At 62.7% G+C, this 23,295-nt stretch carries 18 protein-coding genes; 6 read left to right on the top strand and 12 right to left on the bottom strand.

The window, feature by feature from the left end; translation table 11 throughout:
• Nucleotides 1-9: 9 nt before the first annotated feature.
• The gene (gene amoE, locus KW824_RS02015) at nucleotides 10-1,674 is read right to left on the bottom strand and encodes an amonabactin biosynthesis (2,3-dihydroxybenzoyl)adenylate synthase AmoE (protein WP_218408739.1); all 1,665 of its coding nucleotides are present in this window, start codon (nucleotides 1,672-1,674) and stop codon (nucleotides 10-12) included.
• Complete coding sequence (locus KW824_RS02020; RefSeq protein ID WP_218408740.1) at nucleotides 1,671-2,864, bottom strand: isochorismate synthase; 1,194 nt, start codon at nucleotides 2,862-2,864, stop codon at nucleotides 1,671-1,673. Before KW824_RS02020 ends, amoE begins: the two co-directional genes overlap by 4 nt.
• Before the next feature lie 322 nt (nucleotides 2,865-3,186).
• Here KW824_RS02020 and KW824_RS02025 point away from each other — a divergent pair, with 322 nt between their 5' ends.
• Together KW824_RS02025 and KW824_RS02030 are read left to right on the top strand one after the other, a co-directional pair.
• Nucleotides 3,187-3,738 carry a lipoprotein gene (locus KW824_RS02025; RefSeq protein WP_042648500.1) on the top strand — a complete coding sequence of 184 codons (552 nt, stop codon included), beginning with the start codon at nucleotides 3,187-3,189 and terminating at the stop codon, nucleotides 3,736-3,738.
• A 135-nt stretch (nucleotides 3,739-3,873) separates the two neighbouring features.
• Nucleotides 3,874-5,874 carry a hypothetical protein gene (locus KW824_RS02030; RefSeq protein ID WP_218408741.1) on the top strand — a complete coding sequence of 667 codons (2,001 nt, stop codon included), beginning with the start codon at nucleotides 3,874-3,876 and terminating at the stop codon, nucleotides 5,872-5,874.
• Nucleotides 5,875-5,952: 78 nt separating this feature from the next.
• Here the strand turns inward: KW824_RS02030 and glgC are convergent, their stop codons facing one another.
• Nucleotides 5,953-7,227 carry a glucose-1-phosphate adenylyltransferase gene (gene glgC, locus KW824_RS02035; protein ID WP_042648499.1) on the bottom strand — a complete coding sequence of 425 codons (1,275 nt, stop codon included), beginning with the start codon at nucleotides 7,225-7,227 and terminating at the stop codon, nucleotides 5,953-5,955.
• Between the two features lie 187 nt (nucleotides 7,228-7,414).
• On the opposite strand from glgC, the gene KW824_RS02040 reads away from it, so the two are divergent.
• Entirely contained in the window at nucleotides 7,415-9,052 is a 1,638-nt protein-coding gene (locus KW824_RS02040; RefSeq protein ID WP_161507309.1) for an EAL domain-containing protein, read from the top strand.
• Here KW824_RS02040 and KW824_RS02045 read toward each other — a convergent pair.
• The 9 genes from KW824_RS02045 to recR form a co-directional block, all read right to left on the bottom strand.
• Nucleotides 9,015-9,509 (bottom strand): hypothetical protein, encoded by a 495-nt coding sequence (locus tag KW824_RS02045; RefSeq protein WP_041205505.1) that lies wholly within the window; start codon nucleotides 9,507-9,509, stop codon nucleotides 9,015-9,017. The genes KW824_RS02040 and KW824_RS02045 overlap by 38 nt on opposite strands.
• Nucleotides 9,510-9,680: 171 nt before the next feature.
• On the bottom strand, nucleotides 9,681-10,043 hold the full coding sequence (locus KW824_RS02050) for a DUF2750 domain-containing protein (protein ID WP_010674427.1): 363 nt from the start codon (nucleotides 10,041-10,043) through the stop codon (nucleotides 9,681-9,683).
• Nucleotides 10,044-10,156: 113 nt separating this feature from the next.
• On the bottom strand, nucleotides 10,157-11,785 hold the full coding sequence (locus KW824_RS02055) for a methyl-accepting chemotaxis protein (RefSeq protein ID WP_256351224.1): 1,629 nt from the start codon (nucleotides 11,783-11,785) through the stop codon (nucleotides 10,157-10,159).
• Nucleotides 11,786-11,946: 161 nt separating this feature from the next.
• Complete coding sequence (locus KW824_RS02060) at nucleotides 11,947-13,251, bottom strand: inosine/guanosine kinase (protein ID WP_043132330.1); 1,305 nt, start codon at nucleotides 13,249-13,251, stop codon at nucleotides 11,947-11,949.
• Between the two features lie 186 nt (nucleotides 13,252-13,437).
• A complete protein-coding gene (locus KW824_RS02065; protein WP_171269676.1) occupies nucleotides 13,438-13,830 on the bottom strand; it encodes an MAPEG family protein in 393 nt (130 codons plus the stop codon).
• Nucleotides 13,831-13,894: 64 nt separating this feature from the next.
• Nucleotides 13,895-14,869 (bottom strand): ferrochelatase, encoded by a 975-nt coding sequence (hemH, locus tag KW824_RS02070; protein WP_171269675.1) that lies wholly within the window; start codon nucleotides 14,867-14,869, stop codon nucleotides 13,895-13,897.
• Between the two features lie 114 nt (nucleotides 14,870-14,983).
• A complete protein-coding gene (gene adk, locus KW824_RS02075) occupies nucleotides 14,984-15,628 on the bottom strand; it encodes an adenylate kinase (protein ID WP_042648493.1) in 645 nt (214 codons plus the stop codon).
• A 253-nt stretch (nucleotides 15,629-15,881) separates the two neighbouring features.
• Complete coding sequence (gene htpG / locus KW824_RS02080) at nucleotides 15,882-17,795, bottom strand: molecular chaperone HtpG (protein ID WP_218408742.1); 1,914 nt, start codon at nucleotides 17,793-17,795, stop codon at nucleotides 15,882-15,884.
• Nucleotides 17,796-18,089: 294 nt separating this feature from the next.
• Nucleotides 18,090-18,689 (bottom strand): recombination mediator RecR, encoded by a 600-nt coding sequence (recR, locus tag KW824_RS02085; RefSeq protein ID WP_025326665.1) that lies wholly within the window; start codon nucleotides 18,687-18,689, stop codon nucleotides 18,090-18,092.
• Nucleotides 18,690-19,487: 798 nt separating this feature from the next.
• Here recR and hypF point away from each other — a divergent pair.
• The 3 genes from hypF to hypD are packed head-to-tail and all read left to right on the top strand — an operon-like array spanning nucleotide 19,488 to nucleotide 23,268.
• The gene (gene hypF / locus KW824_RS02090) at nucleotides 19,488-21,905 is read left to right on the top strand and encodes a carbamoyltransferase HypF (RefSeq protein ID WP_218408743.1); all 2,418 of its coding nucleotides are present in this window, start codon (nucleotides 19,488-19,490) and stop codon (nucleotides 21,903-21,905) included.
• 5 nt (nucleotides 21,906-21,910) lie between these two features.
• Nucleotides 21,911-22,162, top strand: coding sequence for a HypC/HybG/HupF family hydrogenase formation chaperone (locus tag KW824_RS02095; RefSeq protein WP_043133618.1), 252 nt, complete (start codon nucleotides 21,911-21,913; stop codon nucleotides 22,160-22,162).
• Complete coding sequence (gene hypD / locus KW824_RS02100) at nucleotides 22,156-23,268, top strand: hydrogenase formation protein HypD (protein ID WP_218408744.1); 1,113 nt, start codon at nucleotides 22,156-22,158, stop codon at nucleotides 23,266-23,268. Before KW824_RS02095 ends, hypD begins: the two co-directional genes overlap by 7 nt.
• Nucleotides 23,269-23,295 lie beyond the last annotated feature (27 nt).

Raw genomic sequence — 23,295 nt, forward strand, 5'->3', positions numbered from 1 at the left:
GATTCCTTACTAGTTTTTATGCTGTAGAGGCTGGTTGGCGGCGATGGCGTGCGCAATGCGCGCCCGCAGCCCCTGCTTGTCAATCTTGCCCACCGCCGTCATGGGCAGGGCGTCCAGGGTTTCGAAACGGTCGGGCAGCTTGAAGTCCGCCACCCCGCGCTCGCGCAGAAACTTGCGCAAGGCCAGCGGCTTCAAGGCGGGATCCGTGCTGACGATGAAGGCGCAGCTCTTCTCCCCCATGGCGCTGTCGGGCATGGAGACCAGGGCCGCATGGGTGATGGCCGGGTGGTGCAGCAGCTGGTTTTCCACCTCTTCCGCCGCGATCTTCTCGCCGCCCCGGTTGATCTGATCCTTCTGCCGCCCGACCACGGTGAGGTAACCATCGGCATCCTGTACCACCAGATCGCCGGAGCAGTAGAAGCCCTCGGCATCGAACACCCGGGCGTTGTGGGCCGGGCTCTGGTAGTAACCGCGGAAGGTGTAGGGGCCGCGGGTGTGCAGGGCGCCAGGCTCGCCGGGGGCGACCGGATTGCCCGCCTCATCGAGGATGCGCACCTCGTCATCCGGGCTCATGGGGCGGCCCTGGGTGTGAATGACCTTCTCGTCGGGGTCGTCCAGCCGGGTGTAGTTCACCAGCCCTTCCGCCATGCCGAACACCTGCTGCAGCCGGCAGCCGAGCAGCGGCCCAATCTTGCTGGCCACCGCCTCCCCCAGCTTGGCGCCGCCCACTTGCAGCAAATCGAGGCTCTCGAGCTGGGTGCACGCGGTGGGATCCGCTTCCGCTGCCTGCAGCCAGAGCGAGACCGCCGGCGGCACCAGCGAGGTGAGATTGACCCGGTGGCGGGCGATGAGCGGGAAACAGCTGATGGGGCTGGAATCGGGTGCGAGCACCACGGTACCGCCCGCCTCGAACACCCCCAGGGCGCCCGGGGAGCTCAGGGGGAAGTTGTGGGGCGCCGGCAGGGCGCACAGATAGCGGGTATGGGGGCCGAGGCCGCAAATCTCGTTGCTGCGGCGCACGCTATACAGGTAGTCATCGTGGGTGCGCGGGATGAGCTTGGGTGTGCCGGTGCTGCCGCCGGAGAGCTGGAAGAAGGCCACCTCGTCCGCCGGGGTCGGGCCAGATTTCACCGGCTCACTCTCAGCCCCCTTCGCCAACCAGCGGGTCAGCCCCAGCTCCCCCCCATCGCCATCCAGCAGCACCAGTTCGACGCCGATGGTTGTCAGCAGCTCGCTCTCGCAACCCTTGTTCGCAAACTGCGGATGAGCCAGCGAGCCGATAAAGAGGCGCGGAGTGATCTGCTCGGCATAAGAGATGAGCTCCAGCCGGTTGTGGCTAAAGAGCGCGTTGACTGGCGCGATGCCGGCCTTGAGCAGGGCGAAGAACACCAGATAGAACTCGGCCACGTTGGGGAGCTGCACCAGCGCGGTGTCCCCCACCCCCAGGCCGTGGCGGGCCAGACGCCCGGCCAGCTGGCTCGAAGCGGCGTCCAGCTCGCCATAGCTGAAGCGGCGATCGCCGCAGAGAATGGCCTCGGCGTCGGGGGCCAGCTCGCACTGGCGCGCCAGCATGGCGGTCAGGGGCTCGCCGCGCCAATAGCCCTTGGCGCGGTACTGCTGGGCCAAGGCATCAGGCCAGCGGGTATAGGGCAGGAAGCGGTTGGACTGGGTCATTGCGCCACCTCCGGACTCAGGCCCAGGGCCTTGAGCATGGTCCCCAGTTTGGTGCCGGTCTCGGCCCACTCCATGGCGGGATCCGAGCCCGCGACGATGCCGGCGCCGGCGAACAGCTCCACCTGATGCCCATCGAGCACGCCGCAGCGGATCACCACTGCCCACTCGCCGTTGCCCTGGCTGTCACACCAGCCGACGATGCCGCTGAACAGGGCTCGCCGGAAGGGCTCCTGCTCGCGGATGAACTGGCGCGCGAGATCGGTGGGATAGCCGCACAGGGCCGGGGTGGGATGAAGCTGGCAGGCCAAGGAGAGTACCGACGCCTCACCACCATTGAGCAGCCCGGCTATGGGGGTGCCCAGATGCCAGAGGGTATCCGTGCTCATCAGCGAAGGATGAGAGGGGATCGCCAGCTCGCGGCAGTGAGGCGTCAGCACCCGGCGGATCTCGTCGATCACCAACTTGTGTTCATGCTGATCCTTGCGAGAAGCCAGCAGATCCCGGGCCACCGCCTCGTCTTGCGCCGGTTCACTCGCCCGTCTGGCGGATCCCGCCAACGGATGGGTGAACACCTCTCCCCCGCTGACCCGCAGCAGCAGCTCGGGGCTGGCGCCCAGCAGGCGGCGGCCCTGACCGAGCGGCAGGGAGAAGTGGAAGGCGTGGGGATTCTGGGCCATCAAACGGGCCATCACCTGCTTAGGGTCGGCGGGCTGGTGCAGGGTAAGAGTGAGTTTGCGCGACAGCACCACCTTGGCGAGCTTGCCTTGGGCAAACGCATCCAGCGCAGCACTCACCGAGGCCTGGAATTCGCCAGACGCCGGGGTGCTCTGCACCGAGATGACCCGGTTGGCCTCGACAGCCTGCTCTGCCACAGCGTCTATCGCCGGCGCCTGTGCCAACGGGACAGGACGATCGCCCCGCTCATAGCGGCCGGGCACATAGAGGCAGGAGGCTTCCGCCGGGTCGAAGGCGAAGGCACCGATAAGCAGAGGGTTGGTCTGACCGGCAACCCTGGCGGCATCGAGGGCCAAGGTTATCTGCTGCGCCAGCAGGGGCCACTCGCAGGCGGGGGTGGTGATGGGTTGCCCCAGGTCAGTGGCACTGATCGTGCCCTGACCCGAGGTAAACAAGAAATCAGGCAACATCTTCGCCTCGGCAGGTGCGCCATTTTCCATTACTCGAGTCTTCACGTTACACCCTCAAAGAAGATTCAAAATGATAATGATTATCAATTTGATTTTGTGCGGCGGTAAAATACTCGCTTTGAAATCACGGGGTCAATGGGATTTTGAATCGATAAAACAGGAGCTTGTCTGTGGGTATTGCGGGGACAGCGGCACGGCGGGCCTGTTGGCGCAGGGGATGACAACGCTACTCGAATGAACACGGATTGCCATCCCCATATGGGGGATGCGACAGAAACGGGGTCAGCCCGCCCCCACTGGCGGCCGACCCGCTTTGCCCCTAAGATGGCGCCATCCGTTGTTGCCACCCATTTGATGGAACCTTCCCATGTTAAAGCACCTGCTTCTGCTCCCCTTCGCCCTGCTGCTGGCGGCCTGCTCTCTCACCCAGTACAGCGTCAGCGAGGGGGAGATAAACCAGTACCTCAAGGAGCGAGTCGCCTTCGAGAAACAGCTGGGGATCCCCGGCATCATGTCGAGCAAGATCCGCCTCGATGACATGCAAAGCCGCATCGGCCGCCGCCAGACCGACCGGGTCGAGCTGGATGCCGCCGGCGATCTGGAAGTGGCCAGCCCCCTTGGCAGCCAGCAGATGAAGGTGCGCCTCTCCCTGAGCGCCCGCCCGGACTATGTGGCGGAGCAGGGCGCCATCTACCTGCGAGACCTCGAGCTCATCTCGGTCAAGACCGAGCCGGCCGACGTGGGCGCCGCCCTCACACCGCTGCTGCCCACCTTCAACCAGTCGCTCTCCCTCTTCCTCTCCCAGACCCCCGTCTATCGGCTCGACGGCAGTCGCAAGAACGAGGCCAGGATCAAGGAGAAGGTCGAGGCCCTCAAGGTAGAGCCGGGTCGCCTGGTGATCCCCTTCAAGCTGATGTAACGCCTGCCGCCGCGCCCTCCTTAAGGGCGCGGTTTTTTCTTCTCAAGACACCCCCTTTGCCTCATAATGCACACCATTCTCATTTAGATTCATGAGAAGCGTCATAATAAAATCAAACATATGGGTGAAAAGGACATGAGAAAGACCGTACTGGTGCAGGCGATCGCCTGTGCATTGCTCAGCAGCGCCGCGCACGCTGCCGTCAAGGTGGAAGACAAGACCTTCAACACCGCCGCCAACATGCTGGCCTACACCGAATTCGAACTCTCCGGCGAGCCGCTGGCCGAGGCGCTGGGGCTGGATCTGGACGTGCTGGACGCCAACCGCGCCGACGAGCCCACCCCGTTCGACTTCGCCGCCGGCATCGAATCCTATGAATACTCCGAAGAGGCCATGTACGCGCTGAACTACCAGTCCGGCATGGGCCCCCATCTGGTGAACGGACCACAAAACCAGGCGCGCGGTGGCACCCTGGCCGACTTGGGCAAGCGGGTGCTGGCCATGGCCGAGGCCGTCGGCTTCCCGGCCGATGAAATTCCCCAGGGCATGTATCCCCTCTCCCTGCCCTACGCCTCCGCCAACCCGGAGTTCGCACAAGCCGTGAACGCCACCCCGGTCAACGGCGACCAGATCACCATCAAGACCGCCAAGGGCAACGAGAAGAGCGTCAAGACCCAGGTCCCCGCCTACTTCCGCGACTACGCCACCCTGCGCTGGAGCGGCAGTGACAACCTGCTGGTCCCCGCAGCCGTGGGCGGCATCCTGCTCAAGGAGGTGTTGTGGTCCCAGGACTTCCTGGGCGGCATGCACGTGGCCGAGAGCGATGAAGAGGTGGAAGCCGCGTCCGCCACCATGGATCAGGACGGCAAGCACAAGCTGGGCGTTTCTGCCGCCGACGGCTTCAACGGCATGATGCTGACCGAGCAGTCCATCGACAAGCTGGCCATCCTGCAGGGCCAGATCGGCTTCGATGGCAAGCAGCTGGGCGCCAAGATCACCCCCCAGTACGATCCGGCCAAGGGTGTGGTCTATTTCCCCCATCAGGTGAAGGTGACCGAGGCCGGCAAGAATGACGTCGGTGCCATCGGCAAGCTCGAGGTGGTAGACGGCTCCGCCCAGTTGCGTGACGCCTGGATGCTGCTGTGGCCGCTCTCCGAATTCTACGCCTTCACCGATCAGCGCGGCGCCAACACCAACCAGAACCCGGCCTTCCACGCCGTGTTTGACGGCGCCCCGTTCGCCGCCGCCCCGGCCGCCAACCAGACCAACGATCTAGGCAAGGCGGTGGCGGGCAGCGATGCCTTCTCCCTGGCGCTGAATCTCTCCAACTTGACCTTCAAGAACCTGGCTGCCCTGCACTTCGAGCCCAAGGCCGGCACCCTGGTCGACAGCTGGCAAGCAGGCAAGCAGGGCAAGCACGTCACCACCTTTGACGCCGCCTACGCCCTGGTCGCCCTGCAGATCTTCCAGCGCGCCCAGGATGCGCTGCCGGTCGGCTACGCCGCCGGTGACAATGGCGAGCTGAACCTCAAGACTCAGCAAGGTCAACAGGCGCTGGAGCTGGTGCGCAAGCAGGCTGACTTCATCCTCGGCAAGCTGGTGGGCACGAACGGCCTGGTCCATGACGGTCTGACCCTGGGTGGCAAGCTTGACGCCGGCCAGTCCATCGACGCGCAGTTTGCCGCCATCCGCGGCCTGACCGCCGCCTTCCTGGCCACCTCGGATGCCAAGTACCGCACTGCGGCGCGCGAGCTCTTCATCGCCACCGACAAGGCTTACTTCAATGCCAAGGCGGGTACCTGGCTGGCGGGCAAGCAGGGTGAATACACCCCCTGGACCCAGGCCGCCATCTCCGGCGCACTGCGCTCCGCCATGCTGAACCTGCGCAACGAAGGGGCCGAGAAGGCACCCGAGCTGGAGCTGGCCAAGCTGACCGGTCAGTACGTGAGCTGGTTCCGTGGCACCGTCAACGGCGGCATGCAGATGGCCGAGTGGGTAGGCGACTCCGGCGAGAACGTCATCGACGGCGCCGGTGGTGACACCGACGAAGATGGCGTGCCGCAAGTGACCGCCGCCGGCGGCAAGCACGGCACCGCCATGGTGATGGCCGCCAAGGCCCTGATCACCGAAAAATAATCAGCAGCCCGGCTGAACAGACAAAGGGAGCCATATCGGCTCCCTTTTTACTTGTGACGTCTGACGTTGGCAATGGTGTCACCCCAGCTTGGCCAGCATCTCCTTGGTTACCAGCACTATGCCCTGCTCGGAGCGGTAGAAGCGGCGGCTATCCTCGTCCGCGTTCTCCCCCACCACCAGACCATCGGGCAGCTTGCAGCCCTTGTCCACCACCACCCGGCGCAGGCGGCAGCCCGCCCCCACTTCGACCCCGGGGAAGATCACCGCCTGATCCAGGGTGCAGAAGGAGTGCACCCGCACATTGGTGAAGAGCACCGAGTTCAGCACGAAGGAGCCGCTGACGATCGATCCCCCCGCGAACATGGAGTTGATGGTCATGCCATGCTGGCCGTTTCTGTCCTGCACGAATTTGGCGGGAGGCGACATGTTCTGGCTGGTCCAGATGGGCCAGTTCTCGTCATAGATATCGAGCTCGGGCACCACGGAGGCGAGATCCATGTTCGCCTCCCAGAAGGAGTCCAGGGTGCCCACGTCGCGCCAGTAGGGTTTCTGTCCCTCCTTGGCCCCGACGCAGGAGATGGTGAAGGGGTGCGCAAAGGCCTTGCCCTCTCCCACGATGCGCGGGATCACGTCCATGCCGAAGTCGTGTTTGGACTCCAGGTTGTGGATGTCCTCCTCCAGCAGCTGATAGAGATATTCCGCATCAAAGATGTAGATCCCCATGGAAGCCAGGGAGACCTGGTCATTGCCCGGCATGGCAGGCGGGTTGGCCGGTTTCTCGACGAAGGCGCGGATCTTGCGCTGCTCGTCGATGTCCATCACCCCGAAGGCGGACGCCTCCGCACGCGGCACCTCGATGCAGGCCACCGTCACCTTGGCGCCGAGGCGCACGTGATCGAGCAGCATGGCGGCATAGTCCATCTTGTAGATGTGATCCCCCGCCAGCACCACTATGTATTTGGGGCCGTAGTCGCGAATGATGTCGACGTTCTGGTAGATGGCATCGGCGGTGCCGCGATACCAGTGCACCTCGTCCACCCGTTGCTGGGCAGGCAGCAGATCGATGAACTCGTTCATCTGATAGCGCAGGAAGGACCAGCCCGATTGCAGGTGGCGCAGCAGGCTGTGGGACTTGTACTGAGTGACCACACCCACCCGGCGAATGCCGGAGTTGATGCAGTTGGAGAGCACGAAATCGATGATGCGGAACTTGCCGCCGAAATGGACGGCGGGCTTGGCGCGGTTGTCGGTCAACTGCTTCAGGCGACTGCCTCGTCCCCCTGCGAGCACCAAGGCCATACTCTGATTCAATAGTTGCCGTGCTTTGGCTGTGTCTACGGGTTCTAGCAACATATTTACCTCTGCTCTGTTGGGGCTGTTTTCAACCCATCTTCGCTTTTTTCACAAACTATGAAAGTGTTTTCACTCACATTTAGTTGCTTTCCGTCGGTCCTTTTCATGGAGTTGCGTGAGTACTCATGCTTTGTGCCGGCGGCTTGGTTAGAATTTCTACATCATGAACATCATCAAGGATGAAACGATGTTGAATAAACACGAGGGAAATCTGCTGCTGGTCAGCGCCCTGGTCTGCATTCCCATGCTGTTGCTGCAGGGGCTCTGGCTTGCGCCCCCGGTCTCCCCCCTCACCCTGCTGCTGGTTCTGATGACCACCATCATTGGCTTTGCCATGCTGCTCTTTCTCACCCACAGCGTGCGCAAGGGGGAACGGGCGAGGCAGGAGCAGCGCTGGCTGCTGGCGCTGCAGCAGCGGGATCCCGCCATGCTGGACAGCCCGCAGGCACAAACGGCGCTACGCCAGTTACTCGCCTCCTTCAGTGAAGCCGAACTCGATGCACACCGCCAGATAAGCGAACTGCACAATCAGGCGACCAGGGACGAGATGACGGGCCTGCGCAACCGCCATGCGTTCAGGCGCGATCTCACCGAACTGCTGCAACAGGAGAATACCCAGACCGCCATCCTGGTGCTGATCCGTGCCACCGAGCTTGGCAAGCTCAACGCCCAGCGCGGCTTCCAGTCGGGGGATGCCTACATCAAGGACATCGCCAGCCTCATCACCCACACGGTGAGCCGCTTCCCTGGCCATCAGGTCTATCGTATCTCGGGGGCCGACTTCGCGGTTCTGATGCCACCACTGGCCCAGATCCCCCCCCACCTGCTGGGGCGGGATCTGAAACTCGCCTTCGATCGCTATCAGCACGAACACGAGCTGGACAGTGCCGCCTACTCGGGCATGACCCGGCTCAGCAGCGAACAGAAGATAGAGGCCATCCTGGCCCGAGCCGATCTGGCGCTGGCCCGTGCCCAGACGGAAGCGGTCAACGGCTGGGCCATCCAGCAGAGTGACGAGGTGGTCGAGTTGCAGGGGCAGCGTCACTGGACCCAGGTACTGACCGATCTGCTGGAGCAGGAGAGCGTCAGCTTTACCTGCCAGCCCATCCAGCCCCTGCATCGCGGCATGCAGGCCTATCACGAGATCTACCCCCGCTTTTGCAGCAGCGACGGCACCACGCTGCCGAGCGACACCCTGCACGCCATGGCCCAACGTCTGGACATGGTGCTTCGCCTGGCGCAAATGGTGATCCGCCACGTTATCCGTCAATACCGCGCCTTCGGTGGTCACAACAGCCGCTGGGGCCTCAACCTGCCGGGCACCTTGCTGCAAAACAGCGCCTTCCTCATCTGGCTCGATCACCAGTTGCAAAAAGACCCCGACATCAGCGCCAACCTGGTGTTCGAGATAGATGAGGAACATCTGGAGCGCAACCTGACGGGGGCGAGGCGGCTGTTCGAGTTGCTCAGGCGCCACGGCAGCCGCTCGGCCATCTGCAACTTTGGCAAGGGGATAGGCTCCTTCAGCCTGTTTCGTGAGCTCAAACCCGACTACATCAAGCTGGACCCCGGCCTCATCACCGAGCTGGAGCAGGATCTGACCAACCAGCAATTCGTGCGGATGATAGTCGACGTTTCCCATCGCATGGGCAGTCTGGTGATAGCGGAAGGGGTCGAGCAGATAGGGCAGAAGCAGATGCTGCAAGGCATGTACGTAGACGGGTTGCAGGGGTACCTGATCGCACGGCCCCAGGAGCTGGGACCGGAGATGAGCCAGATGGCGTTTTTTACGGAGAGCGTTTCAACTTCAGCAGGGTCAGAATGATGTCATTGAGCTGGCGATAGCGCTCCAGCTCCTTCTGATCGTAACGGGTCGCCAGCATGGTCGGGTTGTGGCGGTTCTTGAGGTAACGGTTGATCTGCAAACGATTGAAGCCGGCCACCTTGTAGACCTGTCCCAGCAGAGCATTGAGCTCTTCGTCATCCAGCCCGGCCCGGGTCAGATAGTCCTCCTGGGACGGGCTCTCCAACTGGCAACTCTGCTTGTCTAGGTGGCCGCTCTCCTGCAGATAGGCGAGCCACTGTTCCACATAGAGCGGCTTGCAGCCGGCCAGCAGATCGAAATATCCCACCGCATCGCAGCGACAGTCGGTCAGTAGCACCAGGGCCAGCGCGTCGCTGTCACACTGGAAGGTCACGGGACCGCTCTGGCCCCAATCCAGTGCCTGCACCCGGATCCGGGCCCGTGCGCCCGCGCGCGTGGTCACGTCAAAGACAAACATGGCTCCTCCCGATCGGCAAAGGGTTGATGATGACCCATCTCGGTGATGGGTGCAAAGCCAAATCACCCGCGGATGTTGGTGCTTCCGCGGGCATAAAAAAACCGACGGCCTCACAGCCGTCGGTTCTGGTCTCGACGAGGGCCCGATGAGGGGCACTCAATGCAGCACAGTTCAGGCGTCCAGTTCCACCAGCGCCTTGGCCAGCTCGATGGGCTCGAGCTCCTGGCCTTCCAGATCGGCGTTCCAGTTCGGGCCGACCAGCACATCATCTTCGTCCAGATCGTTGATCCAGATGTCGAGGAACTCTTCCAGTTCGATCACTTCCGGCTCGTAGTCCGCCCACTCGTCCACGCAGTGCAGACGGGCATCGCCCTCGGCAGACCAGAGCGGCATGACGTCGGCATCCTCGAACTCGGCGGAGCGGCAGACTACCCAGTCTTCACCGTAGCGCAGACCCCACACCTGACCCGACTCGCGGACTTCTTCGATGAACAGCTGGAAATTGGCGTCAAGATTGTCAGTTAGTTTGCTCATGGGGTCTCTCTCTTGCAGGCGGTTGGCCAACGCTGGCCAATAATGGGGCTGATGGTGTCCCAAAAGCCCCCCAGACTCAAGCCTTATCCCCAAAAAGGCAGGGATAAGCACCATCAGGTACGATATTGGGCGACCAGGGCCCCCAACTCATCGCAGGAGAGCGCCAGCTGGCTTGCCGCCTGCTCGGTCAACCGGTTCTGAGCCAGGGCATCCGCCGCCAGCCCGGTGATGGCTACCAGTCGCTGGTTGATCTCCTCGGCCGCCCGGCTCTGCTCGGCCGCCGCCGTCGCTATCTGGCTATTCATGGCGGTAATGGTGTGCACAGACCCATCGATGGCATGGATGGCACCGTCGGCATCACCGGCCCGCTCGGCGGTGGAACGGGAGAGTTGCTGCAACTGGGTGATGCTGCTGACCACCCGGCCCGCCCCCTCCTGCAACCGCTGGATCATCTGCCGGATCTCGTCGGTGGAGCTGTGGGTGCGAGTCGCCAGGGTGCGCACCTCGTCGGCCACCACCGCAAAGCCACGCCCCTGCTCCCCGGCCCGGGCCGCCTCGATGGCGGCGTTGAGGGCCAGCAAGTTGGTCTGCTCCGCCACTCCCCGGATCACGTCGAGCACAGATCCAATCTGCTGGGTCTCCTGCTCGAGCCGGCTCACCGCCTGCACCGTCTCCACCATCTCGTCCGCCAGCTGGCTGATGGTCTCCCGGGTCTGGGCCACCACCTGGCGCCCGTGCTGGGCGAGGTTGAGCGCGGAGTCCGCCGCCTCGGCGGCCTGGGCTGCGTGCTGGCCCACTTCGCGGCTGCTCACCGTCATCTGCTCCATGGCGCTGGCCACACGCAGGGTATCCTGCTCCTGGCCGGTGACGATGGCGCCTGTCCGATCGACGACCTGGGCCAGCTGGTGCGCCTGCTCCCGGTTCTGGGCCGTGATCTGCTGGCTGCGTCCCACCAGCTGTGCCATCTGACCGGCGAAGAGGTTGAAGTTGACCGAGAGCTGGCTCAACTCGTCCCGGCCCGACTCCGGCAGCCGAAAACGCAGATCCCCCTCACCTCTGGCGATGTTGCCGAGGGCCGATACCGACTGGGAGAGGGGCACCACTATGCTGCGCACGATGAGGCCGACCACGGCAAACAGCAGGATGGCCAGCACCAGGCCTACCCCGAGCAGGGTGCGCAGCACCTCCTGATACTGGGCTTCGACGTCGTCCACATAGACGCCGGTGCCGATGATCCAGTCCCAGGGGGCGAAGCGCTTGATGTAGGAGATCTTGCGTACCGGCTCCTCCACCCCGGGCTTTGGCCAGTAATAGGCTACCTCCCCCGCGCCCTGCGCCCGCGCCAGATCGGCGAAGGCCACGAACAGCCTGAGCCCTTGTTTATCCTCCACCCCGGAGAGATCCTTGCCGTCCAGCTCGGGTTTCATGGGGTGCATCACCATGGTGGGGTGGCTGTCGTTGATCCAGAAGTAGTCGTCGGCGCCATAGCGCAGCCCCTTGATCAGTGCGAGGGCCTCGGCCTTGGCACTCGCCTCGTCGAGCTCTCCCTTGCGCACCCTGGCCTCCAGCCCCGCCACCAGGCTGTAAGCGGTCTCGACCTGGGCCTGGGTCTGGCGGCTCTTCTCCCCCATCAGCCCCTGCTGATAGATCTGCAGGCAGAAGAACAGCAACAGTCCCAGCAGCGCCAGCACCATCAGGGTCACCAGCGACAGGCGCCGGCCGATACTCCATTGTCTCAACATACCCTAGTCCCGAACCAGCCACATGTTGTTAACAAGGTATGTCGCCATGACGCGGCCTGTCCACGATGACAGCAAAAGCAGTGCCAAAAACATGATCCAGCCCCAAAAACAAGAAAGGGTGCCCAGTGGCACCCTTTCTTGTTGTCGACCGGATGACGGTATCACCGCTCCCAGTACACCTCTTCCAGGCTGTCTTCCTTCTCCGGCAGGCCGCGGGAGAGACGCGGGCTGCTCTGGGCCAGCACCTCGTAGCTCACCCGGTTGGCGTATTTGCACACCTGGGCCAGGGAGGAGTAGGTGAGGAACTCGGACAGATGCTTGGCGGAGTTCGGCACATTCATGCGGTGATAGGCGTTGGCCACCATGTCGTGCAGCACCGCAGACAGGGCGCCATCCCCGGCACCATTGGTGTTCTTGATCTTCTCCGGGCCGCCCATGTAGGGGGAGATATGGGAGTAGATCCGCGCCGGATTGCGGCACTTGTCGCGGGCCATAGGGCGGCTGAACTCATACATGTTGAATTCGGGGATGACGCCGGGCAGCAGGGTATGGGTGGTCTCGCGCTTGTAGTCTTCCTCGGTGTAGCTCGCCATGTAGAGGCCGACGGGACCGGCGGTGCAGAGCACCATGTCGGCCCAGTCCAGCGCCTTGTCGGCGGCACCGAGCGGGTCTTTGATCCCGGTCAGGGCCTCGGCTTCGTCCTCGTTCATGGCGAGCACGGTCACGTTCTCGCTGATGAAGTCACGCCACCACTGGGGGTTCTCGTCGATGACGAAACGGGTGCCCAGGGTCAGCACCACGGGCACACCGGCCTCGCGGGCATAACGCACGGCAGCCATGGCCGCCTCCTTCATGGGGGTGCCGTCGGCGCCGCGCACCAGGTAGGCGGTGATCACCAGAGCGGAGGACTCCTTGATGATGGCCTCGGGGATGTGCGCCACGTCCAGATGATCCATCTTGCCGGCGTTGATGCCAAAACTGCGCTCGCCCCCTTCGGTGATGAAGGTGAAGCAGCGACCGACAGGGCCGTCCACCGGCTGCAGGTAGTCGAGGTTGACGCGGGACGAGGTGTTGCACAGATAGCGGTAGGCGTAGCTGCCGATGCGGATGTCCTGGCTCATCACCCCGAGCAGGATGGAGTGGGAATCCGCCAGCACAGAGTAGTTGTGCATGGTGTTGCCGATGGTGCCGCCGGCAAACTCGCTCACCACCATGTTGTTGGCCTTGAGCTCTTCATAGACCCGCTCGGCCACATCATCGGAGATGAGCATGGAGTGACCCTTGCTCAGGCCGTACCGGTTCAGGAAGTCCTCGTCCACATGGGCTTCGATATCCACCAGAGTCTGATCTATGCCCACCACATAGGCCTTGCCCAGTTCGGTGAGCAACGGATTTTGCGGGATCAGGGGATCACGCCTGTCGACCGGGAAGTAGTGTTTGGACTTGCGCTGACCGGGAAATTTCATGGCAATCTTCTGTGCTCTGGGGGAAAGAGGGGCGGGATTTTAACACAATCCACCCCGCCGAAAAGTCGCACGATTAAATTTTGAGGTCAGTATAGGCAAGGGGTTGCGAGGAAAACGTTTGATCTTTCTCCCTCAAAAAACCACCTCGCGGTGAGGTGGTTTTTCGCACTCAAGTGACGTCTGGTCTCAGCCGAATGACAGCCCCTGCACCAGCGCCAGCACCGAGAAGAGCCCCAGGGACAGCCAGAAAAACAGGGTGCCGAACAGCCGTGGCTTGTTCGGCGCCCTGGGGATCTGGATGCCGATGGCGTGCAGGATGCGCCCCGCCAGCAGCAGCCCCCCACCCAGGTGCAGCCAGAGTGCCCCCACCCCGGCCAGTTCGCACAGGGCCATCAGCAAGAGAGTAAGCGGCACGTACTCGGCGAAGTTGCCGTGGGCACGGATGGCGGAGAGCATTTCGGGCGCCTCCCCTTCCCCTATCATCACCTTGAACTGGGCGCGGCGCTTGACCACCCAGAACGAGAGCAGCAGGAACAAGAGCCCCAGCAAGCCGCCATAGATCAGCGTGATATGCATCATCGAGACACTCCTTTATCGTTGAACCCGAACAGCCAGCGCGCACCGTCGCGGCCGTAAAGACCCCTCACGCCAGCTCGCGACAGATCAGCGACACCATCATGCGGATATGGGCCTGATCGCTGTTGAGGGCCGGTATGTATTCGAACTGCTCACCCCCGGCGTCCATGAAGATCTCGCGGTTCTGTACCTGGATCTCCTCCAGGGTCTCGAGGCAATCCGCCGAGAAGGCCGGACAGATCACATCGAGTCGCTTGACACCACGGGTCGGCAATCCTTCCACGGTCACGTCCGTGTAGGGTTTAAGCCACTCCTCCTTGCCAAAGCGGGACTGGAAGCTCGCGGTCCACTGCTCGGGGGCCAGGCCCAGGGCTTCTGCCAGCAGGGCCGCGGTGCGCCGACACTGATGACCATAAGGGTCGCCTTCGTTCTCGTAACGCTCCGGAATACCGTGGAACGACATCAGCAGGTGCTCGCCCTGGCCGTGCTGCTCCCAATGGCGACGCACGCTCATGGCCAGCGCCTGGATGTATTCGGGGTGGGCATGGTAATCACGAATGAGCCGCACCACCGGCAGGTTGCGCTCTTTCTTCATCGCCTTGGCCCAGGCATCGAACACCGAGGCCGTGGTGCTGACCGAATATTGCGGATAGAGCGGCAGCAGGATCACCCGGTTGACCCCCTTGGCCTTGAGCGCCTGCCAGCCATCCTCCATGGAGGGTGAGCCATAAGTCATGGCCAGCTCCACCGGCACCTCGACCCCTTCACGCTTGAGCTCCTGCTCCAGCGCCGCGCGCTGCTGCAGGCTTATCACCATCAGGGGTGAGCCCTGTTCGGTCCACACCTGCTGGTAGAGCTTGGCTACCCTGGGGGAGCGCGTCGGCAATATGATGAAGTGGAGCAGTGGACACCAGAGATAACGCGGCAGGTCAACGACCCGCTGATCGTGCAGAAACTGGCTGAGAAACGCCTTGACGGCGGCCGTGGTTGGCGCGGCTGGGGTCCCCAGATTGACCAGCAAGATCCCGGTTTTCGTGGTCACGTTTGCTTCCTGTCTTTCTGTTGTTATGTCTGAATGCAAGAAAGGGCCCATGCCGGGCCCTTGTCTCAATGGCACATTGCCGCTGGCCCCTCAGGAACGTTGGCAATGGCGGGCTCAGCCCAGGATGGTCGCCAGCTGCTGGCTGACCTGATCCACCGGCTGGGTGCCGTCGATCTTGACGTAACGGGTGTTGCCCGCTTCCGCTTCCTTGCCGTAGAAACCGATGAGCGGCGCGGTTTGTTGATGGTAGACATCCAGACGCTTGCGCACCGTGGTCTCTTCGTCATCGGCACGGATCACCAGATCTTCACCGGTCACGTCATCCTTGCCTTCCACTTTCGGCGGGTTGAACACCACGTGGTAGGTACGGCCGGAGCCGGAGTGCACGCGGCGGCCGCTCATGCGCTTGACGATCTCTTCGTCCGGCACGTCGAACTCCAGCACGAAGTCCACTACCACACCGGCATCCTTCATGGCTTGCGCCTGGGGAATGGTGCGGGGGAAGCCGTCCAGCAGGAAGCCGTTGGCGCAATCCGGTTGCGCGATACGTTCTTTGACCAGGCCGATGATGATGTCGTCGGAGACGAGCTGACCTGCGTCCATCACGGCCTTGGCCTTGAGGCCCAGCTCGGTGCCCGCCTTGATCGCCGCACGCAGCATGTCGCCGGTGGAGATCTGCGGAATACCGTGTTTTTCCATGATGAACTGAGCCTGGGTACCCTTGCCGGCACCCGGTGCTCCCAACAGAACAATGCGCATACACGCTCCTAATTGATTGGTTATTCAATTCTTGAGAAGGCAAAAAACTACACGTTTTCGCCCATATTAACAAGCTCACCCCGTGTGAGTGGCCAGATTATCACCACCCCCTGGCGCCGTCTCTGCGACCAAAGACGCAGGCCATTGCCATCAAAAATGATTGAAAATGCAGCAACCAGCAGGGCGGACAACGCCGCCCCGAGGGCGGCGTCGACCAAAAAAAAGCCCACTGCCTTGCAGTGGGCCAATCACATCACGCCTGGAGTAGCAGACGGTTGATACGGGAGACGAAGCTCGCCGGATCATTGAGGCCGCCCTGCTCCGCCAGCTGGGCCTGCTCGTGCAAGAGGGCGACCCACTCACCGAACAGCGCCTCATCCTCTATGGTGTCGAGCTTCTTCACCAGGGCGTGGTCAGGGTTGAGCTCCAGGATGTACTTCTGCTCCGGCACCGGCTGACCGGCGGCGCGCATCAGCTTGATCATCTGGGTGCTCATGCCGTGGTCATCGGTGACGATGCAAGAGGGGGAGTCGGTCAGACGGTGGGTGACACGCACCTCTTTCACCGCATCGGCCAGGCTCTGCTTGACCCGCGCCACCAGACCGGCGTTGGCCTTTTCAGCCTCCTCCTGGGCCTGCTTGGACGCCTCGTCCTCCAGCTCGCCGAGATCCAGCTCGCCACGAGTGACGGAGACCAGCTGCTTGCCGTCGAACTCGGTCAGGTGGCTCATCAGCCACTCGTCCACCCGCTCCCACATCAGCAGCACTTCGACGCCCTTCTTGCGGAAGATCTCGAGGTGCGGGCTGTTCTTGGCCGCGGCATAGGAGTCGGCGGTGATGTAGTAAATCTTCTGCTGACCTTCCTTCATGCGGCCAACGTAGTCTTCCAGCGACACAGTCTGGGCTTCGCCCTCGCCGGCGGTGCTGGCAAAGCGCAGCAGCTTGGCGATCTCTTCGCGGTTCGCGTAATCCTCGGCTGGGCCCTCTTTGAGCACATTGCCGAACTCGCTCCAGAACTTGGCGTACTTCTCGCTGTCGTCCTTGGCCAGCTTGTTCAGCATGGTCAGCACCCGTTTGGAGCAGGCCTTGCGCAGGGAGGCGGTCACCTTGTTGTCCTGCAGGATCTCGCGGCTGACGTTGAGCGGCAGATCGTTGGAGTCCAGCACCCCTTTTACAAACCGGAGATACGTCGGCATAAACTGCTCGGCGTCGTCCATGATGAAGACGCGCTGCACGTAGAGCTTGAGGCCGTGCTTCTGCTCGCGGTTGTAGAGATCGAACGGTGCGCGGGCCGGGATATAGAGCAGGCTGGTGTACTCCTGCGCCCCTTCCACCCGGTTGTGGCCCCACAGCAGGGGGTCTTCGAAGTCGTGAGCGACGTGCTTGTAGAACTCCTGATACTCCTCGTCCTTGATGTCTTTGGGGTTGCGGGTCCAGAGCGCGGTGGCGCGGTTGACCTGCTCCCACTCGCCAGGGGTGCCGACTATGGTCTCACCGTCTTCTTCGCGATCCGGGGTGCCCTCCTTGTACATCTCCACCGGCACGCTGATGTGGTCGGAATACTTGGCGACCACGGCGCGCAGGCGCCAGTCGTCTAGGAACTCCTCTTCCTCGGCTCGCAGGTGCAGGATGACGTCGGTACCGCGACCCTCTTTGGTCACGTCAGCCACGGTGAAGGAGCCTTCCCCTTGTGATTCCCACTGCACGCCCTGGCCCGGCTCGGTGCCGGCGGCGCGGGAGATGACGGTCACCTTGTCGGCGACGATGAAGGCGGAGTAGAAGCCCACCCCGAACTGACCGATCAGCTGGGAGTCCTTGCCTTGATCACCTGAGAGGTGCTTGAAGAACTCGGCGGTACCGGATTTCGCGATGGTGCCCAGGTGCTCGATCACCTGATCCCGGGTCATGCCGATGCCGTTGTCCGAGATGGTCAGAGTCTTGTTCTCTTTGTCCACCACCAGGCGCACGCGCAGCTGGCCGTCGTTTTCGAACAAAGAGGCATCGGAAAGCGCCTTGAAGCGCAGCTTGTCCGCCGCATCGGAGGCGTTGGAGATAAGCTCGCGCAGGAATACTTCTTTGTTGGAGTAGAGGCTGTGAGCCATCAGGCTCAGCAGTTGTTTGACTTCAGTCTGAAAGCCGTGGGTTTCGGCGTGAACACTTTGGGTCATCGACCAGTCCTCAAAACGTCGGGTTGAACAGATTCCCAACCTAGATGGGGCTGGCCTTTCAAATATCAAGGGGCGACTGTGCAAACTTGCACAGTCGCCCCTCGTCACAGGCTCAGTTGCCCACTTTTTGTACCATCCAGCCAAACCTGTTGATGGGCCGTCGCGAGAAGCCGTCAGCAAGGTGTCGATCCGCGCAGGAAGCGGAACTTATAGGCATACGTGAGCCCCTGGTTTCACATAAGCGAGCAGCACATGAGCCTTGATCACGGCTTCGCAGCAGGATTATGAGCAGGTTTAGATGCGTTGGCGTCCCATCAGGGAGTGCGACAGGGTAGTGCCATCCACCAGCTCCAGCTCCCCGCCCACCGGCACCCCGTGGGCGATGCGACTCACCTCCACCCCGGCGGCGCGGGCCATGTCGGCGATGTACCAGGCGGTGGCATCCCCCTCTATGGTGGGATTGGTGGCGAGGATCAGCTCCTTGATGTGCTCATCCTTGAGGCGCCGCTCCAGGATCTCCAGCCCCAGCTCCTCCGGGCCTATGCCGTCCAGGGGCGACAGATGGCCCATCAGCACGAAGTAGCGGCCGGAGAACTGGCCGGTCTGCTCGATGGCCGCCACGTCCGCCGGACTCTCCACCACGCAGAGCAGACCGTTCTCCTCGCGCTTGGGATTGGCGCAGATCTCGCAGCGATCGTTCTCGGTAAAGGTGCGGCAGTGGCTGCAATGACCGATCTCGGTCAGCGCCCTATTGAGCAGGGAGGCGAGGCGCAGGCCGCCGCTGCGCTCGCGCTCCAGCAGGGTGAACGCCATGCGCTGGGCCGATTTCGGGCCCACGCCCGGCAAGACCTGCAGCGCCTTCATCATCTCATCGAGCAGGGGACTGAATTTCATGGGGATATCCTTTAAAGCCGCGCCGAAGGAGTGATTCGGCCCGCTTGCCTGACGCGGCGCCGACTCCTCCATCCGAACCTATCTTGTTGGCGCAGGACTATACCCGAGCCGGCCCCGAGCGCCAATGGCCGATCCCGCCAAATGGCCCCTCCCCCTTGCCACACAGATTTCCGGTACACCGGGGAAACCGGGCTGCGCTCCGCTTTACGCTCCAGTGCAAACCCCAAAAGGGCCACCCAGGGCTCACAAGGCGATAAAAAGCACCCGGGATGTTTAGTTTTTCTATTCGGTTAATGAGCATCGTCAAATAAAACCAAACAAAAATCTTTCCCGAGGCCAGCGCCCCTGGCCGCAGCACTCTGCAAGGGCGTTATCAGATCGCCCGATGCGCTGTGCCGTCACTACCCCGTCGATTGCCCCGCCCGATGCTCCTCTCAATAACGAGCGGGCCCGTCTCGCAGGATCGCAAAGAAGCGCCGCGTCTGGCACTCAAACCGGTGCGAGATCAAGGTAATGGGGGCCACTGACCCGATAAACTTGGCCCCCGCGGCAGGGGCCACTTTCCTCCTTTCCCTGCCACGCCAAGGCCCCTTCCCTCGCGGCGCCCATTGCAACCCTGTTCGTTGCACCCTGAGGCCGTGCCGTGGCGGTAGGCCAGCAGACGGGAGTTCGATATCGCATGACATTCCCCAGGATGATCGCCGGATGGCCGGCCCTCCCCTGCCCTCTTGTCGTCGGGGAGGGCCCTCTGCCCCCTTGTTATCAAGGAAGAGCACCCGCACCCCTCAGGGTGGCGTCATGACGGCCCAAACCCCGACATTTTCCCGGCTGCGCCGCGAATTTCATATCGACGGTATCGTACAGGGGGTGGGCTTTCGCCCCTTCGTCTATGGGCTGGCGCTGCGCCACGGCCTTGCCGGTTATGTCTTGAACGATGCCAACGGCGTCACTATCGGCGCCGAGGGTTCCCCCGAGCAGCTGGCCAGCTTTGCCCGCGAACTGCGGGAATTGGCGCCTCCCTTAAGCCGAATCGATCATTTCAGCGAACGGGAACTGCCCTGCGCTCATGATCCCGACTTCGATGGCCAACTTCATAGCCAGTTTCGAATTAAAGCGAGCCAGCAGCAAAGCGCGGCTACGGTCGCCATCTCGCCGGATCAGGGAATGTGTGAGGCGTGTGCCACGGACGTGGCCAACCCCGCGGATCGCCATCACCACTACCCCTTTACCAACTGCACCCACTGCGGCCCGCGCTACACCATCATCCGCCGCCTCCCCTACGATCGCCCCCATACCGCCATGGCGGGCTTTGCCATGTGCCCGCGCTGCGCGGCGGCCTATGAAGATCCGCTGGATCGGCGCTACCACGCACAACCGGTGAGCTGCCCCGAGTGCGGGCCACACCTCAGCTGGCGCAGCGGCAATGGCGATGTGCTGGCCGAGCGTGAGAATGCCCTGCAAATGGCTGCCCGCGCCCTGCAAGCGGGGGCGCTGATTGCGGTCAAGGGAATGGGGGGCTATCACCTGATATGTGATGCCCGCAATGAACAGAGTGTCGCCAGATTACGAACGCTCAAGCGGCGCGCGCGCAAGCCGCTGGCGGTGATGATGGGCTCCCTTGCCGAGGCCAAATTGCATGTCACCGGCTGCGAGGCTGAGTGGACGCTGCTCGCCTCTCAGGCCAGACCCATCACCTTGCTGCGCAAGCGCAAAAACGATGATCTGCCGTCAGAATCCCTACTGACAACCGCGCCGCTGGCCGAGGGGATCGCCCCCGGCATCCCCTACCTTGGGGTCATGCTCCCCTATACCCCGCTCCACCAGCTGTTGCTGGATGCCTGCGCCATCCCGCTGGTGGCCACCAGCGCCAATGGTCGCGGCAGCCCGATCCTTATCGAGTGCAAGCCGGTGGTCAGGGAACTCGGGGGCGAGATTGACGGCATCCTGGATCACAACCGCCCCATCCTGCACCCGTGCGACGACAGTCTGGTGCAGTGGGCGGGCGGGCGGCGCCAGACGTTGCGCCTCGCCCGGGGCTATGCCCCCTGCACCCCCAGCCTGCAAGAGGCGGTCAAGGTGCCGCTGCTGGCGGTCGGGGCGCAGCAGAAGAACCAGCTGGCGCTGGCCTTCGGTCGTCAGCGCATCTACAGCCCCTATATCGGCGATCTGCACAGCCTGCCGATGCAGGGTCACTTCGAGCAGACCCTGGCCACCTTTCGCGATCTCTACGATCTCAAACCCCAACTGCTGGTCTCGGACCGACACCCAGGCTACCTCAGCCACCAGTGGGCCAAAAGCTATTGCCAGAATCAGGGGGCAACCCACCTTGAAGTGCAGCACCATCACGCCCATCTGCTGGGGGTGATGGCCGAACATGACATCACGGGCCCGGTGCTGGGGGTTGCCTTCGATGGCACCGGCCTTGGGGATGACGGCACCCTCTGGGGCGGCGAGCTGCTGATCGCAAACGTTCAGGGATTTGAGCGCGTTGCCCACCTCCAGCCCTTCAAGCTTATTGGCGGCGAGGCGGCGATTCGCGAACCGGTGCGCCAGCTGCTGGGGCTGCTGTTCGAATCCTATGGCGTGGAGGCGATCAGCGCCCTCGATATTCCGTTGATCAACAAGTTGCCGCCTGAGCGGATCAGCAATCTGCATCAGCTCTGGCGCTTGGGTCGCAACGCCCCTTACACCAGCTCCATCGGGCGGCTGTTCGATGCGGTGGCGGCGCTCTTGGGGGTGATCGATACCCCGGATTACGAGGGCGAAGCGGGGCTCCTGCTGGAGGCATCCGCCTTGCAGCTGCTTCCCGATGAAACGCCCTTCCCCCTCGCCTTTGATCTCAGCCAATCAGCGGAGGGGCTACTGCATATCGAGTGGACCGAGCTGCTCAATGCCCTCATCAACGAGCGGCGCCAAGGTACCTCCACCGCCAGCCTGGCCGCCGGTTTTATCCACGCCATCAGCAAGCTGGTGGTTGCCCTGGCCGAGCGCTTCCCCGGCTATCCGGTGGCGCTCGGGGGCGGCGTCTTTCAAAACCGGGTGCTGATGGATCAGCTTGTGCCCGCACTCGAAGCGACCGGCCGGCAGGTATTGACCAGCGAAACCCTGCCGCTCAATGACGGTGGCATCGCCGCAGGTCAGCTCTGGTTTGCCATCCACCATCTTGCCACGCACCAGCCTGCCACAGCCGGTTGTGCCACCTTGTCGGAGTCCTGAAATCCATGTGTCTATCCATCCCCTCTCAGGTGGTGCAACTGCACCCCGAAGATAACTGCGTCACCGTCGATACCCTGGGGGTGCAGCGACGCGTCAGCTGCATGCTGCTCGAAGAGCCTCTCAACATTGGCGATTATGTGCTGCTCCACATCGGCTTTGTGATGAGCAAGATTGACGAAGAGGAGGCGCAGGCCAGCCTAGAGAGCTTCCGCCAGATGGTGGCCCTGATGCCCAACCAGGATATCTTGCCATGCTGACCTTGAATGATCTCTTTCAGGGCTTTCGCCAGCCCGAGGTGATCCGTGCCCTCGCCGCCCAAATTACCGAATTGGCAAAGGATCTGCCCGAGCCGCTGCGGGTGATGGAGGTGTGTGGCGGCCATACCCACACCATCATGAAGTACGGCCTGCACCAGCTGCTGCCGGCCAGCATAGAGTTCGTCCACGGCCCCGGCTGCCCGGTCTGCATCATGCCCAAAGAGCGCATTGATCAGGCCATCGAGCTGGCGCATAAACCCAACGTCATTCTGGTCACTCTGGGGGACATGATCCGGGTGCCGGGCTCCCAAGGCACGCTGGCCCAACAGCGCGCCAAGGGGAGCGATATCCGCCCCGTCTATGACCCCCTCGATGCCCTGCGCATCGCCCGCGAGAACCCGGACAAAACCGTGGTCTTCTTCGCCATCGGCTTCGAAACCTCTACCCCAATGACTGCCGCGCTTTTAGCTGCCGCTGAAGATCAAGGGATCGATAACCTGCTGTTTCATATCAACCATGTGCTGGTGCCCCCTGCCATTCACGCGGTGATGGCCGACGGGGTTGCCAAGGTGAACGCCTTTATCGGCCCCTCCCACGTCAGCGTCATTACCGGCGCCGATATCTACCTGCCCATCGTCGATCGTTATCAGGTGCCGGTGGTGGTGAGCGGCTTCGAGCCGGTGGATGTGATGGAGGCGCTCTTGATGATGGTGCGCCAGAAGGTAGAGGGTCGCTACGCGCTGGAGGTGCAGTACAGCCGCGCGGTCACCGCCAGCGGCAATAAAGCCGCTCAGCGGCTGGTCGAGCGCTTTTTCGAGACCCGCGAGCACTTTCGCTGGCGAGGCCTTGGGGATATCAGCGCCTCCGCCCTGCGCCTGCGGGATACCTTCGCCAAGCGCGATGCGGAGCGCCACTTCCAGCTTGATCAGACTCCCATCGATGACCACAAGGCGTGCCAGTGCGCCGATATCCTGCGCGGCTTGGCCAAGCCGAACCAGTGCAAAGTCTTTGGCCGGGGTTGCACCCCGACCCAGCCCATGGGCAGCTGCATGGTCAGCTCCGAAGGGGCATGCAATGCCTACTACCGATATATGGGGATCCAATGAGAGAAATTCAGTTAAGCCACGGCGGTC

It is taken from the genome of Aeromonas sp. sif0611, assembly GCF_019218845.1.
Classification (GTDB): Bacteria; Pseudomonadota; Gammaproteobacteria; order Enterobacterales; family Aeromonadaceae; genus Aeromonas; species Aeromonas media.

Coding starts and splice junctions, on each gene's coding strand:
- KW824_RS02095 (WP_043133618.1), top strand. CDS start 21,911: ATGTGTCTATCCATCCCCTCTCAGGTGGTGCAACTGCACCCCGAAGAT.
- adk (WP_042648493.1), bottom strand. CDS start 15,628: ATGCGCATTGTTCTGTTGGGAGCACCGGGTGCCGGCAAGGGTACCCAG.
- htpG (WP_218408742.1), bottom strand. CDS start 17,795: ATGACCCAAAGTGTTCACGCCGAAACCCACGGCTTTCAGACTGAAGTC.
- glgC (WP_042648499.1), bottom strand. CDS start 7,227: ATGTTGCTAGAACCCGTAGACACAGCCAAAGCACGGCAACTATTGAAT.
- KW824_RS02040 (WP_161507309.1), top strand. CDS start 7,415: ATGTTGAATAAACACGAGGGAAATCTGCTGCTGGTCAGCGCCCTGGTC.
- KW824_RS02065 (WP_171269676.1), bottom strand. CDS start 13,830: ATGATGCATATCACGCTGATCTATGGCGGCTTGCTGGGGCTCTTGTTC.
- KW824_RS02030 (WP_218408741.1), top strand. CDS start 3,874: ATGAGAAAGACCGTACTGGTGCAGGCGATCGCCTGTGCATTGCTCAGC.
- KW824_RS02060 (WP_043132330.1), bottom strand. CDS start 13,251: ATGAAATTTCCCGGTCAGCGCAAGTCCAAACACTACTTCCCGGTCGAC.
- amoE (WP_218408739.1), bottom strand. CDS start 1,674: ATGACCCAGTCCAACCGCTTCCTGCCCTATACCCGCTGGCCTGATGCC.
- KW824_RS02050 (WP_010674427.1), bottom strand. CDS start 10,043: ATGAGCAAACTAACTGACAATCTTGACGCCAATTTCCAGCTGTTCATC.
- hypD (WP_218408744.1), top strand. CDS start 22,156: ATGCTGACCTTGAATGATCTCTTTCAGGGCTTTCGCCAGCCCGAGGTG.
- KW824_RS02025 (WP_042648500.1), top strand. CDS start 3,187: ATGTTAAAGCACCTGCTTCTGCTCCCCTTCGCCCTGCTGCTGGCGGCC.
- hypF (WP_218408743.1), top strand. CDS start 19,488: ATGACGGCCCAAACCCCGACATTTTCCCGGCTGCGCCGCGAATTTCAT.
- KW824_RS02055 (WP_256351224.1), bottom strand. CDS start 11,785: ATGTTGAGACAATGGAGTATCGGCCGGCGCCTGTCGCTGGTGACCCTG.
- recR (WP_025326665.1), bottom strand. CDS start 18,689: ATGAAATTCAGTCCCCTGCTCGATGAGATGATGAAGGCGCTGCAGGTC.
- KW824_RS02045 (WP_041205505.1), bottom strand. CDS start 9,509: ATGTTTGTCTTTGACGTGACCACGCGCGCGGGCGCACGGGCCCGGATC.